This window comes from Nostoc sp. NMS2, assembly GCF_017115105.1.
Lineage (GTDB): Bacteria > Cyanobacteriota > Cyanobacteriia > Cyanobacteriales > Nostocaceae > Nostoc.
Map to the genome: position 1 here is coordinate 1 of NZ_JABXKH010000041.1, position 14,214 is coordinate 14,214.

The 14,214-nt window shown below is 41.2% G+C and carries 13 protein-coding genes and 1 riboswitch; of the genes, 8 read left to right on the forward strand and 5 right to left on the reverse strand.

Annotation, left to right across the window (positions count from 1 at the left end):
- The first annotated feature begins 500 nt into the window (after nucleotides 1-500).
- Complete coding sequence (locus tag HWQ36_RS05265) at nucleotides 501-995, forward strand: DUF427 domain-containing protein (RefSeq protein ID WP_292698817.1); 495 nt, start codon at nucleotides 501-503, stop codon at nucleotides 993-995.
- Between the two features lie 28 nt (nucleotides 996-1,023).
- Here HWQ36_RS05265 and HWQ36_RS05270 read toward each other — a convergent pair whose 3' ends face one another.
- Nucleotides 1,024-1,863: a sterol desaturase family protein gene (locus tag HWQ36_RS05270; RefSeq protein WP_292698819.1), complete on the reverse strand. Its 840-nt coding sequence runs from the start codon at nucleotides 1,861-1,863 to the stop codon at nucleotides 1,024-1,026.
- Between the two features lie 648 nt (nucleotides 1,864-2,511).
- Between HWQ36_RS05270 and HWQ36_RS05275 the strand changes: the two genes are divergently transcribed.
- Nucleotides 2,512-3,393 (forward strand): DMT family transporter, encoded by an 882-nt coding sequence (locus HWQ36_RS05275; RefSeq protein ID WP_292698821.1) that lies wholly within the window; start codon nucleotides 2,512-2,514, stop codon nucleotides 3,391-3,393.
- 88 nt (nucleotides 3,394-3,481) lie between these two features.
- A complete protein-coding gene (locus HWQ36_RS05280; RefSeq protein ID WP_292698823.1) occupies nucleotides 3,482-3,964 on the forward strand; it encodes an SET domain-containing methyltransferase in 483 nt (160 codons plus the stop codon).
- Between the two features lie 371 nt (nucleotides 3,965-4,335).
- On the opposite strand, the gene ilvC is transcribed toward HWQ36_RS05280, so the two are convergent.
- Nucleotides 4,336-5,331 carry a ketol-acid reductoisomerase gene (gene ilvC, locus HWQ36_RS05285; protein WP_292698825.1) on the reverse strand — a complete coding sequence of 332 codons (996 nt, stop codon included), beginning with the start codon at nucleotides 5,329-5,331 and terminating at the stop codon, nucleotides 4,336-4,338.
- 196 nt (nucleotides 5,332-5,527) lie between these two features.
- On the opposite strand from ilvC, the gene HWQ36_RS05290 reads away from it, so the two are divergent.
- From HWQ36_RS05290 to HWQ36_RS05310, 5 genes are all read left to right on the forward strand, one after another.
- A complete protein-coding gene (locus HWQ36_RS05290) occupies nucleotides 5,528-6,160 on the forward strand; it encodes a DUF1003 domain-containing protein (protein ID WP_292698827.1) in 633 nt (210 codons plus the stop codon).
- Nucleotides 6,161-6,268: 108 nt separating this feature from the next.
- Nucleotides 6,269-7,195: a DUF4349 domain-containing protein gene (locus HWQ36_RS05295; RefSeq protein WP_292698829.1), complete on the forward strand. Its 927-nt coding sequence runs from the start codon at nucleotides 6,269-6,271 to the stop codon at nucleotides 7,193-7,195.
- A gap of 235 nt (nucleotides 7,196-7,430) precedes the next feature.
- On the forward strand, nucleotides 7,431-8,786 hold the full coding sequence (locus HWQ36_RS05300) for an NAD(P)/FAD-dependent oxidoreductase (protein ID WP_292698831.1): 1,356 nt from the start codon (nucleotides 7,431-7,433) through the stop codon (nucleotides 8,784-8,786).
- Nucleotides 8,787-8,949: 163 nt separating this feature from the next.
- Nucleotides 8,950-10,185: an LL-diaminopimelate aminotransferase gene (locus HWQ36_RS05305; protein ID WP_292698833.1), complete on the forward strand. Its 1,236-nt coding sequence runs from the start codon at nucleotides 8,950-8,952 to the stop codon at nucleotides 10,183-10,185.
- A 111-nt stretch (nucleotides 10,186-10,296) separates the two neighbouring features.
- Nucleotides 10,297-10,935 carry a Uma2 family endonuclease gene (locus HWQ36_RS05310; protein WP_292698835.1) on the forward strand — a complete coding sequence of 213 codons (639 nt, stop codon included), beginning with the start codon at nucleotides 10,297-10,299 and terminating at the stop codon, nucleotides 10,933-10,935.
- A gap of 33 nt (nucleotides 10,936-10,968) precedes the next feature.
- Here the strand turns inward: HWQ36_RS05310 and HWQ36_RS05315 are convergent, their stop codons facing one another.
- The 3 genes from HWQ36_RS05315 to HWQ36_RS05325 all read right to left on the reverse strand — a co-directional run bounded on the left by HWQ36_RS05315 (nucleotide 10,969) and on the right by HWQ36_RS05325 (nucleotide 14,038).
- Complete coding sequence (locus HWQ36_RS05315; protein WP_292698837.1) at nucleotides 10,969-11,265, reverse strand: hypothetical protein; 297 nt, start codon at nucleotides 11,263-11,265, stop codon at nucleotides 10,969-10,971.
- Nucleotides 11,266-11,318: 53 nt separating this feature from the next.
- The gene (locus HWQ36_RS05320) at nucleotides 11,319-12,626 is read right to left on the reverse strand and encodes a voltage-gated chloride channel family protein (RefSeq protein ID WP_292698839.1); all 1,308 of its coding nucleotides are present in this window, start codon (nucleotides 12,624-12,626) and stop codon (nucleotides 11,319-11,321) included.
- A 113-nt stretch (nucleotides 12,627-12,739) separates the two neighbouring features.
- Nucleotides 12,740-12,823, reverse strand: a riboswitch (Fluoride riboswitch).
- Nucleotides 12,824-12,850: 27 nt separating this feature from the next.
- Nucleotides 12,851-14,038 (reverse strand): MFS transporter, encoded by a 1,188-nt coding sequence (locus HWQ36_RS05325; RefSeq protein ID WP_292698841.1) that lies wholly within the window; start codon nucleotides 14,036-14,038, stop codon nucleotides 12,851-12,853.
- Nucleotides 14,039-14,214: the final 176 nt, after the last annotated feature.

Here is a 14,214-nt window from a genome sequence, read left to right on the forward strand (position 1 = left end):
CGTAATTCGTAATTCGTAATTCGTAATTCGTAATTCGTAATTCGTAATTCGTAATAGAGCCTCCCGCACGCTCCGCGTTAAGCGAAGCTACGCCGCAGGCTTTACGTAATTTGTAATGGGCTACGCCCCGCTACGCTAACTTAATTAAGTTTTATGGGGATTTTAACCCACCGTAAAACTTGTAAATGCCCAGGCTCAATCTTTCGCTGAGAGGATATTTGAAAAGTCCTCTTCTCGGTAGCAAAATGTTTTAGATCCCCCTAAATCCCCCTTAAAAAGGGGGACTTTGATTCGGTTTCCCCCCTTTTTAAGGGGGCTAGGGGGGATCAATAAGTGCAAAGATACAGCCAACCACTTTTCAAACAACCTCTGAGACAGCAAACTATTACTAGCCTAAAATCTAGGAGAAATAGTGCGAAAAATTCCCCTAGAATGGAATTAGATTAATGCGAACTACCTTTGTATTTTAATGGCAACGTAAAAACAGGAAATTATTATCCATGAGACCAAATCCTATTCCCCCACAACCCGGTCAAGAGTCAGTTTGGGATTATCCGCGTCCGGCTCGTTTAGAAGATAGCAACAAATTAATTCGGATAATTGTTAATAATATTGTTTTAGCAGAAACAAGTAAAGCTAAAAGAGTCATAGAAACTAGCCATCCTCCTTCTTATTACATTCCTTCAGAAGATATTAAACTAGAATATCTGATAGAAACACCTAAAAAAACTTGGTGCGAATGGAAAGGCAAGTGTCAATATTATGATATAAGCATCGGTGATAAGTATATAAATAACGCTGCTTGGCGATATTTTGACCCCACATCTGATTTTGTAACGATTCAAGAATACTATGCTTTTTACCCTAGTTTAATGGATGCTTGCTATGTAAATGATGAGCTAGTTATGTCTCAACCTGGTGATTTTTACGGAGGATGGATTACCTCTGATATTGTCGGGCCATTTAAAGGTAGTGCAGGAACAATGGGGTGGTAATTTTTGACATAGAATTAATTTAAACTTATCAATCTAAAGTACTAGACGACTTCATGACAATATGCTCCAAAGAAGCTATAGGGAACATAATTCCTGGCTTCTTTGTAGGAGGATTTAGTGTGTTGAATAATCTGTCCCAAAATCCTTGAATCCCATAGTTTCTCTTGAAACAACTGTGGTGAAGATCGTGAAAATCTGATGGAACAAAAAATATTGATAAAGAACTATGACCTTCTAGGTTGTAAGCATTACCTATAATAGTCCAAGCACATAGTTGGGTGATATCATACCCAAATATAAAGATAGGCAACAGGTCTGTAATAGTAACAATAATATATTCAGTCAAACTCTTATGTCCAGCAACAAAACTTGATGAGTCGGCAAACTCATGATGTTTTAAATGTATTTTCTGTAAAAATTTTCTGTGAAGTAGCGAATGGGAAATGTAAAAACAGAAATCAGCAACAATTATTCTCATCAAAAACCATCCAAGGTTTGAGAGCAAACTATTTCCTCTATTTACCTCTGGTGCTAGGTAGAGGATAATTAAAGCTGCTATGAAACTTTTGATTTCCCCAGTAATGATGCCTTTGGCAGTAAAGGAAGGAAATGGTTGTTTTTTGACTTTTTTAACTCTGGCAGTTAGTTTATCTCTCAAATTATCATTGTTTTTAATTACCTTTTCGATGAAAAGACCAATGCTATAAAATGAAACAGAACCAACAAGCCAGTACAACAGTACCTGAGTTATAAAGTTGAGTTCTATATTGTGCAATAGCCAATAAAATATTTGCTGAACAATGGTGCAAGTAATAGCAATTTTTAGATAAAATTCAACCTCGAAACAGAAATTAAAAAAATTTTTCATAGCTGTATCCTTGTAGTAAGTAGTTATGAAATCAAGGTCTTTTGGCAAGTATAGATTATTTCTTTTTTGATTTCACAAGATTATAAATATTTCTCAATTGTATGGAATACAGACCTAACAAGAACAGCCCCTTTCCTGCTAGAGTTGGGGAGTAAGCCTCGAAGCCTCTCTTATTTTAGGTAAGAGGAATGGAAGTGATGGTCAAAATAATTGCATACATAGACGATGCGTAGCGGCTTACCGCAGGGTACGAGAGGCCCTATGTTGCAAAGGTATCCATTACAGAGCGATCGCACGAAGCGCCCACCGGAGGCGATCGCAAAAATTTTCACTCTACTAACATTTGTAATTATTTTATCCCTATCTACTTACTGACAGAATTTTTCTGACTAGAAGATTTTTAGTGATTACAAATTTTAAACATAACGCAGCGAATGATACAATTTGGATTGGATTAATGCGAATTTCTTTTACCTTTTAATTGCAATGTGGAAAAAGACATGAAATTACCAAAATCAGATTAGTATAACTTCCCTAACTAAAAATCCCAAATTCAGAAGGCGCTGACTGGATGCAAGAAAACCAACATTCTCTACGCGATCGCATTCTCTATGGATGTAAAGAAACATTATTCAAGCAATTAGTTTGATGCAAATTGACAATACCTTGCGTTTCAAAGGAATAATGCTGCTTATCCTTGTTAATGTAATTAGCGCTACAACTTTTCCATTGACTAAAGACATCGTTAGTAGCCTTCCACCAAGTGCATTGATTGCTACACGTTTTGTCATAGCAGCAGCGGTTTTTACTGTAAATTTACGTAATATTAACGCACTTTTACTTCGTGATGGTACAGTACTAGGGCTTTTCCTTTTCTTTTTCTTAGCTATAGAAACAATTGCACTTAAGACTATACCAGCAAACCGGGCTGCATTCATTGGTAGTTTGAACGCACTCATCGTCCCGCTACTAGCATGGCTGAGTGGTCAGCGCGTACCGTTGAGAACTTTCCTAGCTGCTGGAGTAGCTGTGATTGGTATTGGCGTGATGTTTTGGGAAGGGGGAGAACTAGGAATTGGCGATCTGTTAATGTTCGTTGATGCTTTTGTCTATGCAGGCTACATAATTTTCCTAGACCGAGTTGCATCTCGTCACCCCACCTTAACGCTTACCAGTGTTCAACTTTTGTTCATTGCGGTGCTAGGTCTGCTCTGGAATAATACACAAATTCTGAACCAATTTGAGGTAATCCACCAGCACTGGGGAGTGATTGTCTACTTAGGGTTGTTGGCGACGGCTGCTGTCATCTGGCTTCAAACATTAGCACAGCAATGGGTTTCAGCTGAAGAAACAGCTTTACTTTATACACTTGAGCCATTGTTCGCCACAATTTTCTCGTTTTGGCTACTTGGAGAGCATCTGGGAATACGCGGTCTAATTGGCGCGATTCTTGTCTTAGTTGCTCTGCTTCTAAGTCAAAGCCCTCAAAAGATTGAGCCGGAAGCAAAAGTTGAGGTACAGAGCGGTTAACGGGCTTTTACCTCGAAAGTGAAATCTAACTAAGCCAAGTTTGAAACTTGGAAACCGCAAGAAATTTAAACATAGTGGGTCTTTATCTATGAATACAATAGAGTCGATTTCAGCTGTAAAGCTCAATTTTCATGTGACGATTCAGGAAACAACAAAAGGAAGAGGAGTATTTGCTACGAAAAAATTTGCCCAAGGGGAAACCGTCGTAGTGGGTATCCCAATTGAAGAAGTTCCCCAACGAACAATTTATTCCTTTCAAATGGATTTTAATTTGTATGTCAACCTAGATGAGCCTGCTATCGTAATTAACCATTCTTGCGATCCAAATACTGGTGTAAGGAACAATCAGTTTGGGGGATATGACTTCGTTGCTTTGGGCGATATCGAAGCAGGTAAGGAGATTACCTGGGACTACGAAACCACTGAATATGAATCAATTGCTGTCTCCCGGTGCTTGTGCAAATCTCTATCCTGTCGAGGGAAAACATTAGGATTCAAATTCCGCGAACAGATGTTGCGCGATACTTATGGAGAATATATTGCAGATTATCTCAAAACCCAAAGCAAATAATGTTTGGTAAGTAAGTTGGCGCAATTAAAGCTAACTGGCAAGGGCTGTCATTGGTCATTAGTAAGGACTTTAAGCCTGTTTATGTTTCGTAACATAATTTGGTTTATTTCTGCCCACTTACTTAATGCATCTATCTATGCATTGTAAATAAGGGACTGACAAATAAAAAAACATCCCAAATTTTCTTGTGGAATGGGCATCCTGCCCGTCCCATATTCAGGGCGGGCAGGATGCCCACCCCACAAGATGGATAATTTATTTTTTGTCAGTCCCTAACATCTATAGGGGCATGAAAAATAATTTTGCGTAATTTCAAAATCATTGTATAGACGTTGCATTGCAACGTCTATACATTCAGATCCTTGTTTGGCTTAAGCTTTTTTCAACCAGCTAAACATAGCGCGTAAATCTTTGCCGACTGCCTCAATTTTGTGTTCAGCTTCTTTGCGACGCAAGGCGGTAAATCCTGGTTTACCAGCTTGGTTTTCTAGAACGAATTCCCGCGCAAATTGTCCAGATTGAATTTCGCTGAGAATCTTCTGCATTTCAGCTTTGGTTTGTTCGGTAACAATCCTCGGCCCACGAGTATAATCGCCATATTCAGCAGTGTTAGAAATGCTGTCGCGCATTTTGGCTAAACCGCCTTCTACAACCAAGTCAACGATCAGCTTGACTTCATGCAGACATTCAAAATAAGCCAATTCTGGTTGATAACCAGCTTCTACCAAAGTTTCAAATCCGGCTTTGATTAAAGCACTCAAACCACCGCACAATACCGCTTGTTCGCCAAATAAATCTGTTTCGGTTTCTTCACGGAAAGTGGTTTCGAGAACACCAGCGCGAGTACCACCGATACCTTTAGCATAAGACATGGCGCGATCGCGTGCCTGACCACTGGCATCTTGATAAACTGCAAACAGCGCTGGTACACCTTCACCACCTTCATAAGTCCGCCGTACCAAATGCCCCGGCCCTTTGGGTGCTACCATTACCACATCTACGTTAGCCGGTGGTACAACTTGCCCAAAGTGAATATTGAACCCGTGGGCAAAAGCTAACACATTCCCTTCTTCTAAATTGGGTTCAATCTCGTTTTTGTAAATCGTTTTTTGGACTTCATCAGGTAACAAAATCATGATAAAGTCAGCAGCATTGGCTGCATCTGCAACATTTTTCACAGTTAACCCAGCAGCTTCAGCTTTTGCTACTGACTTACTACCCGGATATAGCCCGACAATCACATTCAAACCACTATCTTTGAGATTGAGAGCGTGGGCATGACCTTGAGAACCATAGCCGATGATAGCAATAGTTTTTCCAGCCAAAAGGTCTAAATTGGCATCTTCGTCATAATACATCCGGGCCATAGAAGCATCTCCTGTCAGCAAGCATGGTCATTAATTGGCAGGCTTACGATTGTACCTCAAATTGAGTACCCACATATGAACTGTTAACCGGATTTCTCACAATATTGCTCAAAGCCTTATAAAACCTAGAATCAGAAGTTTCACGTTTAAATGGAGTTAGTAAATTGAAGTAATCATTCATCAAGTCAGACTACCAATGCTCTCCCAAGATAAACCAAATCCAAAAGATTCACCGCAAGGATCGTGCGAAACACGTCGTCAAAACATTCTGCCCACTGCCCCATTACCAGAATCTATTAGTAAAAATATCGAGACTATCATCGCATTGCACAGACGTTCCGAAAAAGACGTACCACAACACCAGCGAGTTGTAGAAACGGTAACTGCTTTTTTTGGTCGTCCTGCATTCCTGTATAGCATCCTGCTTGGGATTATTCTGTGGATAACACCCAATGTCTTACCACGACGTTTGGGCATACCAAGATTTGATCCTCTTCCATTTTCTTGGTTACAATTTTCACTGACTACGGGTTCATTGTTGGTGACAACAGGGGTATTGATTAAACAAGAGCGACAAGAAAAGTTAGCAGAGCAACGGGCGCAGCTTAGTCTTCAACTCAACCTGCTCTCTGAGCAAAAAATCGCTAAACTCATCGCTTTGCTTGAGGAATTACGCCAGGATATTCCTAGTGTCAAAAATCGCTCTGACCCGGAGGCTGAAATGATGAAGTCCCCTACTGATCCGCACGCAATTATAGATGTATTAGAAGAGACTTTAGCATCTGAGTTAGCAAGTTTCTCTCAGCAAAAAGCATCAATTGAAGAATAATTGGATTTTGGACAAAACTTTATGCCTGTTACATAAATCGCAACAATACAGGCTTTTAGTTTTACTTCAGTAATACTGGGGTTAACTTCATCCATCTAGGGGTAGATTATGTACGCTTCAGCTAAATTGCCGCGCACATCTGTTTTATTTGCGAGTACGTTATTAGGAGGGTTGATTTTCACCAGTTGCGCCTCTTCCCATCAGTTAGCAAATAAGCAGTTACCTCCAATGGCAGCTGATAGTGCGGCAAATCCAGCATCTGCACCTGCTCGTGAAAGCAGTCTTTCCCAAAAGGTGGAAGCTGCACCAATAGCCCGTTCTCGTCCCCAACTCATCAAAAAGGCAGCAATCTCTTTGACTGTCAACTCTGTAGATAAGACTATTGATGCTGTTTCACAAATTATCAATCAACAGCAAGGGGATTTAATCGGGTTGAAACAACAACAACCCAAAAACGACAACCCGCGTTACACAGCAACAATCCAATTGCGGATACCAGAGAATCGGCTAGAACCTACGTTAGAAGAAATAGCTAAATTAGGCACTGTTAATAGTCGTAATATCACTGCCGAAGATGTGGGCGATCGCCTGGTGGATTTCCAAGCCAGATTAACCAATTTACAAAAGACTGAAGCCAATTTGCAAAAAATTATGGATCGGGCTGGTTCTGTTAGAGATGTGCTTAGTGTTGCCCAAGAATTAAGTAATGTCAGACAAACCATAGAACAAATTGATGCCCAACTGAAAAACCTCAAAAATCAAGTTGCATATTCCACAATTACGCTGAACCTAGAAGCAGCAGTTTCTACCACCAGTCCACAACCTGCCTTTGGTTTGCAAGTTCAGGAAACTTGGAACAATTCTACCCACTCTTTGAGTGCATTTTCTGTTGGCTTACTCAAGCTGGGTATTTGGTTAATTGTTTACAGCCCCTATTTGTTAATTTTTGCTGCTCTTATCTACGGCTTTAACCGTTGGCGACGAAATCATTCACCACGTTTGACACAAACACCAGAATCAACTCGTTCTGACTAACACTTGCATAAATTCTACATCTACCTTTGATAAATCTACACAGATAAAGAGGGATTGAAATATTCCAAACTCTTATTGTCTGTACCTTTCTCTTAAAAAATTTTGTTTATCCTGTAGTTTCGATTACTTTAATACTTTTTCAAATGTAAAGAGCAATACAAAATATATGATGACAATTTTGATACAAATCTGTTAAGAATAGTTACAATAGTCGGCATACACGATAACATTTCTTATGGTAAATTCACTTGACAATAATCCACCCCATCAAGTAGTTATTGTTGGCGGTGGCTTTGGTGGACTTTATGCAGCAAAAACACTTGCCAAAGCGGCAGTAAACGTTACTCTGATTGATAAACGTAACTTTCATCTATTTCAACCCCTTTTATATCAAGTCGCCACCGGTGCTTTATCTCCTGCTGATATTTCCTCACCGTTGCGTTCTGTCCTCAGCAAGAGCAAGAATACAAAAGTGCTGCTGGGAGAGGTGAATAATATTGATCCAGAAGCCAAACAAGTAACTGTGGGCGACGAAGCAATAGCCTACGACACGTTAATTGTTGCCACAGGTGCGAAGCATTCCTACTTTGGCAAAGATAACTGGGAAGAATTTGCCCCAGGCTTGAAAACAGTAGAAGATGCCATAGAAATGCGTAGCCGGATTTTTACGGCATTTGAAGCCGCAGAAAAAGAAACCGATCCAGAAAAACGCCGGGCTTGGTTAACTTTTGTAATTGTTGGTGGTGGCCCAACTGGTGTAGAATTGGCGGGCGCGATCGCAGAATTGGCAAATCAAACCCTCAAAGAAGATTTCCGCAACATCGACACCTCAGAAGCCAAGATTTTGCTATTAGAAGGGTTGGATCGGATTCTGCCACCCTTTGCACCAGAGTTATCACAAGAAGCGGAAGCATCCCTGACACGCTTGGGGGTGGTTGTCCAGACAAAAACACTGGTAACGAATATTGAAAATAATGTAGTTACCCTCAAACAAGGTGAAGAAGTTAAAGAAATTGCCTCAAAAACGGTATTATGGGCAGCAGGTGTGAAAGCTTCGGCAATGGGAAAAGTGCTAGCAGAACGCACAGATGCTGAATGCGATCGCGCTGGACGAATTATCGTTGAACCTGACTTGAGTATTAAAGGACATCCCAATATTTTTGTAATTGGCGACTTAGCAAATTTTTCTCATCAAAATGGTAAACCCCTACCTGGTGTTGCACCTGTAGCGAAGCAGCAAGGTGAATATGTAGCAGAACTAGTCCAAAAGCGGCTTGTAGGTAACAATTTGCCACCCTTTGCTTATACCGATCATGGTAGTTTAGCGATGATTGGGCACAATTCTGCTGTGGTAGACTTGGGCTTTATGAAGCTGAAAGGTTTCTTTGCATGGCTGTTTTGGCTGGTGATTCACATCTACTTCTTAATTGAATTTAACAACAAATTAGTAGTCATAATTCAGTGGGGATGGAATTACTTTACCCGTAATCGCGGAGCAAGATTGATTACAGGTCAAGAATCAATCACGCAGTTCGGAATTAGCGATCGCACCAGTTATTCAACCGATAATAAACAGCCGGTAAATGTCTAAATTGGGCATTTGTCATTAGTCATTGGTCATTTGTCATTAGTTATTAGTTATTCTCTCCCCCTGCTTCCCCTGCCTCCCCTGCTCCCCCATCTCCCCATCTCCCCACTCCCCGCCCTCATAAATAAGCAGTAAGCTGTTTGAGGGCGTTTTTTTATAATTTAGTATGGCAACTATTAACGACAACTACCTGAAACTGAAAGCGGGTTATCTGTTTCCAGAGATTGCTCGGCGGGTGAATGCCTTTGCAGAAGCGAACAGTAATGCTAAAATCATCCGGCTGGGCATTGGTGATGTTACAGAACCTCTGCCGGAGGCTTGCCGCACAGCTATGATAAAAGCTGTAGAAGAGATGAGCGATCGCAATACCTTCAAAGGCTACGGGCCAGAGCAAGGCTACGCTTGGTTACGAGATAAAATTGCTACTCACGATTTCCAAGCACGGGGAGCCGATATAGATGCTTCCGAAATCTTTATCTCCGATGGTTCCAAGTGCGACACCGGCAATATTCTGGAAATCTTTGGTCATGACAACATAATTGCCGTTACTGACCCAGTTTATCCCGTGTATGTAGACACTAACGTTATGGTGGGAAATACGGGGGATGCGAACGATAAAGGTGAGTTTGAAGGCTTAGTTTATCTACCAATTACGGCTGATAACAACTTCATTGCAGAGATTCCCTCAAAGAAAGTCGATTTAATTTATCTCTGCTTTCCCAATAATCCCACTGGCGCAACTGCAACCAAGGAATATCTCAAAGCATGGGTGGACTATGCTAAAGCCAATGGCTCGATTATTTTCTTTGATGCAGCCTACGAAGCTTATATTACCGATCCATCGATTCCCCACTCAATTTATGAAATTGAAGGTGCAAGAGAAGTTGCGATCGAATTTCGGTCTTTTTCCAAGAATGCAGGTTTCACAGGAACTCGTTGCGCCTTAACCGTTGTACCGAAGACACTCACAGGAAAAGCAGCCGATGGTTCCGATGTCGAACTGTGGAAACTCTGGAATCGCCGCCAGTCTACCAAATTTAATGGCGTTTCTTACATCGTCCAACGGGGAGCCGAAGCGGTTTACTCTGAAGAAGGACAGGCACAAATCAAGGGATTGGTTAGTTTTTATCTAGAAAACGCCAAAATTATCCGTGAAAAACTCACAGCCGCCGGATTATCAGTTTATGGAGGCGTGAATGCACCTTACGTTTGGGTGAAAACTCCTAATGGTTTGTCCAGTTGGGAATTCTTTGATAAGTTGCTGCAAACTGTCAACGTTGTGGGGACACCTGGTTCTGGCTTTGGTGCTGCGGGTGAAGGTTACTTCCGCATTTCGGCTTTTAACAGCCGGGAGAATGTCGAAGAAGCGATGAAGCGGATTACCGAGAAGTTTAAGGTGTAGGCGATCGCTTTTGTTAAACTCATTCTATTAATCTAAAGGTTACGGTGGGCTGGATAATCCACCGCAACCTGATAGATAATTATTTCAACTCAGATTACTCATATTCTGGTTATGACTGCTGCCATCCCCATTTTCAAACCTGTTAGCCAGATGCAGTTAGCACCTGGTAGCACGGTGACTATTCCTGATGTTAGCTGGGAAGAATTTGAATCTATTCTACAAGAATTGGGAGAAAAAAGAACTACACGAATTGCCTACAGCCACAGTAGTTTAGAACTTATGGCTCCTTTACCAGAACATGAAATTCCTAAAGATTTAATTTCTGATATTGTGAAAATATTGCTAAAGGCTAAAAATATCAGATACCAACCTTTTGGTTCCACTACTTTTAAACGGCAAGGAGTAGCAGGAGTTGAACCTGATGCTTGCTTTTATATTCAGAATTATCAACAAATGATTGGTCATCGTCGCTTACAACCTGATGATCCGCCGCCAGATTTAGCGATTGAGACTGATGTTACATCAAGAACGACTCTCGATGCTTATGAAGCAATTGGAGTCCCAGAATTATGGGTTTACGACAGTGGAAACCTTTCTATTTATTTACTGAAAGAGGGGAAATACATAAAATCTAATACCAGTCCTAATTTTGAGGATATAGCTATTACTCAGATTATCCCTGCCGCCGTGGAACGTAGTTGGCAAGTAGGAAGTTTTCAAGCTTTAGAAGAATTGGAAGCAATGATTTAGTAAATAAAATAGGTAGTAGGAGGTGCGATCGCTTTACGTTGTGCTTGCCAAATTAGCGTTTTGGGTATGTTTGGCAAAATTAGTTTCTGGCTCTGAATACATCGCAAATAACTCACTAAAAACCTCTTCTCCATTAATCTCTCCACTACTAACAAATCGTTCTACCTCAACCGAGCCATCCTCAAAAAATTCCACTTCCCATCGTTCACCAGCCACTGCCACATTCACCATAATCGTTTCATCTCGATGATGAGCTAAAGTGTAACTAATTCTCTCTTGTTCCAATTGATTTAGAAAGGTAACTAGTTTGCCAAATCCATGATTCTTCATTTGTCAAATTATCCATTAATTACATCGATAAATTATTCCTGATAATTACTTCCTCATTCTTTACTATCATCAGGTAAATCAACTTTTTCTCGCCCATAATTAGCTAAAGTCATTCCTTCTTCTAAATATACAGCAGAGTATTTACTCAACCCAATACGCTGTGCCGAGTAAATTCCAGAATGACCTGAAAATAAATAGCTAACTACACAGCCAATAGCAATAAATACTCCTGATTCCAGACCAAATAATTCAATTCCCATTAAAGTTGATGCTATAGGTGTATTTGCTGCACCCGCAAACACACCCACAAATCCCATTCCTGCTAATAATGGTATGGGTAATGCTAAAAACAACGACAAAGCATTACCTAAAGTTGCACCGATAAAAAACAAAGGTGTCACTTCTCCTCCTTTAAAACCTGCTCCTAAAGTTAGAGCAGTCAGACCTAATTTTGCTACAAAATCCCAAGGAGGTAGTTGAGTGAAAAAAGAATCAACGATAGTAGGGATACCAAGCCCAATGTATTTGGTTGTTCCACTTAACCTAACAATTACTGCTATCATCGCACCGCCTATAAAAGGACGCATTGGAGGATAAGATATTTGTGCTTTAAAGAAGTGACTAATTTGGTGAGTTACTTTAGCAAAGAATCTTGCTACAATTCCAAAGATTGCACCTGCAATAATGGCAGAAATCAATCCCCAAATTGTAAGCGTCGGTATAAAAGGGGCGTGTCGGTATGCTGTATGATACAAACCCAATAGTAAGGTTACTTGATTCCCAACGATCGCAGCAATCAAAGAAGGAAAAAGAGCATCATAGTGAATCTTCCCAATAGCTAAAACTTCTAGTCCAAATACGGTTCCAGCTAAGGGAGTACCGAAAACTGAAGCAAATCCTCCACTGATACCCGCCGTTAATAATATTCGCCGATTGGCTCCTTTAAAATGTAATATTTTAGTTAACTGGTCTGCTAAAGAAGCACCCATTTGTAATGCTGTACCTTCACGACCGGCTGAACCTCCAAAGAAATGTGTAAGGTCTGTTCCTAGCAAAACAAGAGGAGCCATCCGAAAGGGAATAACACTTTTTGGGTTATGGATTTCTTCAAGTAAAAGGTTATTTCCACCTTCTACAGTCCGACCAAACTGATGATAAATCCAACCACTCAAGAAGCCACCAAGGGGAAGTAAGGCGATGATCCAGCGATGCGATTCTCGCCAATCTGTTGCCCATTCTAATGATGCCAAAAGAGCCGCAGAAGCCGTTCCAGCAAGAATGCCAACCACAATGGAAATAGGCAACCACCTAATTAGGTGTGGTAATGCAATAAACGGTTCAAATTGACGAAATTTTTTCATGAATACACTGGCGAACATCCCATGACTCCTTGAGGCGCGATTTGTAGACTTACACTTTCTACAGGAGAGTCAGGTGATACATTTAATCAAGCCCTACTCTCCCGCATTCAGCGAAGAAAGTAGGAGCCATCAGCCTTTCAGTGATGATTTTGAGGACTGAAAAGGCGGTTTTGGCGAGCTCCATCGCCATTGATTTAAGGATACCATTTTTGCTTTTAGTGGAATTAATATTTGTTTCTTTGAGAAACTAACAACAAGACAGATGCCAATGCAAACAAGCTCCCAGCAATAAATGTCGCCTCTGCTCCCAGTGTTTGCCACAACCCACCAGCTAGCAAACTCGCAGGTAAAAGTGCTAATCCCACAGCTAAGTTGAGGAATCCAAAAGCAGTGCCGCGCAGATTTGCAGGTATACTATTTGCCACTAGCGCTAACAGCAATCCTTGACTCATGCCCAGATGTAGTCCATAAAGGGCAAACAATCCCCAGGCTTGCCAAGGTGCTTGTACGAAGGCGAAGCCCAGATATACTAAAGCGTATAAGAGCAATCCACCTACCAATAGTCCAAATCTACCTAAGCGATCGGAAAGTATTCCTATTGGGTAGGCGCTGAATGAGTAGGCAATGTTCATCACCACTAATGTCAACGGGATGAGTGAGGCAGAAATCCCTATTTGCCCGGCTCGTAGCAACAAAAAGGCATCGCTAGAGTTTCCTAAATTGAATAGTAGCGCCACTGCTACGAGTACCCAATATTTTTGACCCAAACTGCGTAAAGCTTGCCATTGCAGAGGATTGCTTCGGTTAACTTGAGTTTGCTTTGCTCTCGGTTCTCGCACTCCTGCTATTAATAAAGCCACCGCCAAGAAACCAGGGATGAGTGCTAGCCAAAAAACGAGGCGGAAGTTGTTTTTGGAAGCAGTCATCAGGGCAAATGCTGCCAAAGGCCCCAAGAATGCTCCGATGGTATCGAGAGATTGACGCAATCCGTAAGCTGCACCGCGTACATCTGGATTAGTGGAATCGGCAACCAAGGCATCACGAGGTGCTACCCGAATCCCTTTACCAATGCGATCGCCAAATCGAGCTATTAACACCCCAGTTGGACTGGTAGCTACAGCAAATAGTGGTTTAACAAAGGTAGATAAGCCGTAGCCAAACACCGCTAATCCCTTGCGATGTCCCAGATAATCACTCAACGCTCCCGAAAAGATTTTTAAAACTGAAGCTGTTGCTTCTGCAATGCCTTCGATGATGCCCACAGTCAACACATTCGCCCCTAAAACTGATACCAAAAATAAGGGCAATACAGAATGAATCATCTCAGAGCTAATATCTGTCAGCAGACTGACAAATCCCAACACCCAGACAGTGCGGGGAATTGTCTGGAAAAATTTGTTTTGTAGTTGCATATTTCCTGTTTACCTGACTGGCAGTTACTATTCAACAGCAGATAGACCAAGAGTATCAAGAGTTTTTGGAGCAATGTCGGGATTTGCATAGCGAATTGAACGAGGAACGGATTAAACTCAATACAGTTCAATTAAGGCTAAAACTCTTTGCCAAAGTCAATTTTTTTAACGAACCG

Excerpts from the sequence above, each read along its gene's own strand:
- HWQ36_RS05300 (WP_292698831.1), top strand. The coding sequence starts at position 7,431 with ATGGTAAATTCACTTGACAATAATCCACCCCATCAAGTAGTTATTGTT.
- HWQ36_RS05325 (WP_292698841.1), bottom strand. The coding sequence starts at position 14,038 with ATGCAACTACAAAACAAATTTTTCCAGACAATTCCCCGCACTGTCTGG.
- HWQ36_RS05280 (WP_292698823.1), top strand. The coding sequence starts at position 3,482 with ATGAATACAATAGAGTCGATTTCAGCTGTAAAGCTCAATTTTCATGTG.
- ilvC (WP_292698825.1), bottom strand. The coding sequence starts at position 5,331 with ATGGCCCGGATGTATTATGACGAAGATGCCAATTTAGACCTTTTGGCT.
- HWQ36_RS05305 (WP_292698833.1), top strand. The coding sequence starts at position 8,950 with ATGGCAACTATTAACGACAACTACCTGAAACTGAAAGCGGGTTATCTG.
- HWQ36_RS05275 (WP_292698821.1), top strand. The coding sequence starts at position 2,512 with ATGCAAATTGACAATACCTTGCGTTTCAAAGGAATAATGCTGCTTATC.
- HWQ36_RS05290 (WP_292698827.1), top strand. The coding sequence starts at position 5,528 with ATGCTCTCCCAAGATAAACCAAATCCAAAAGATTCACCGCAAGGATCG.
- HWQ36_RS05315 (WP_292698837.1), bottom strand. The coding sequence starts at position 11,265 with ATGAAGAATCATGGATTTGGCAAACTAGTTACCTTTCTAAATCAATTG.
- HWQ36_RS05270 (WP_292698819.1), bottom strand. The coding sequence starts at position 1,863 with ATGAAAAATTTTTTTAATTTCTGTTTCGAGGTTGAATTTTATCTAAAA.
- HWQ36_RS05295 (WP_292698829.1), top strand. The coding sequence starts at position 6,269 with ATGTACGCTTCAGCTAAATTGCCGCGCACATCTGTTTTATTTGCGAGT.
- HWQ36_RS05265 (WP_292698817.1), top strand. The coding sequence starts at position 501 with ATGAGACCAAATCCTATTCCCCCACAACCCGGTCAAGAGTCAGTTTGG.
- HWQ36_RS05320 (WP_292698839.1), bottom strand. The coding sequence starts at position 12,626 with ATGAAAAAATTTCGTCAATTTGAACCGTTTATTGCATTACCACACCTA.
- HWQ36_RS05310 (WP_292698835.1), top strand. The coding sequence starts at position 10,297 with ATGACTGCTGCCATCCCCATTTTCAAACCTGTTAGCCAGATGCAGTTA.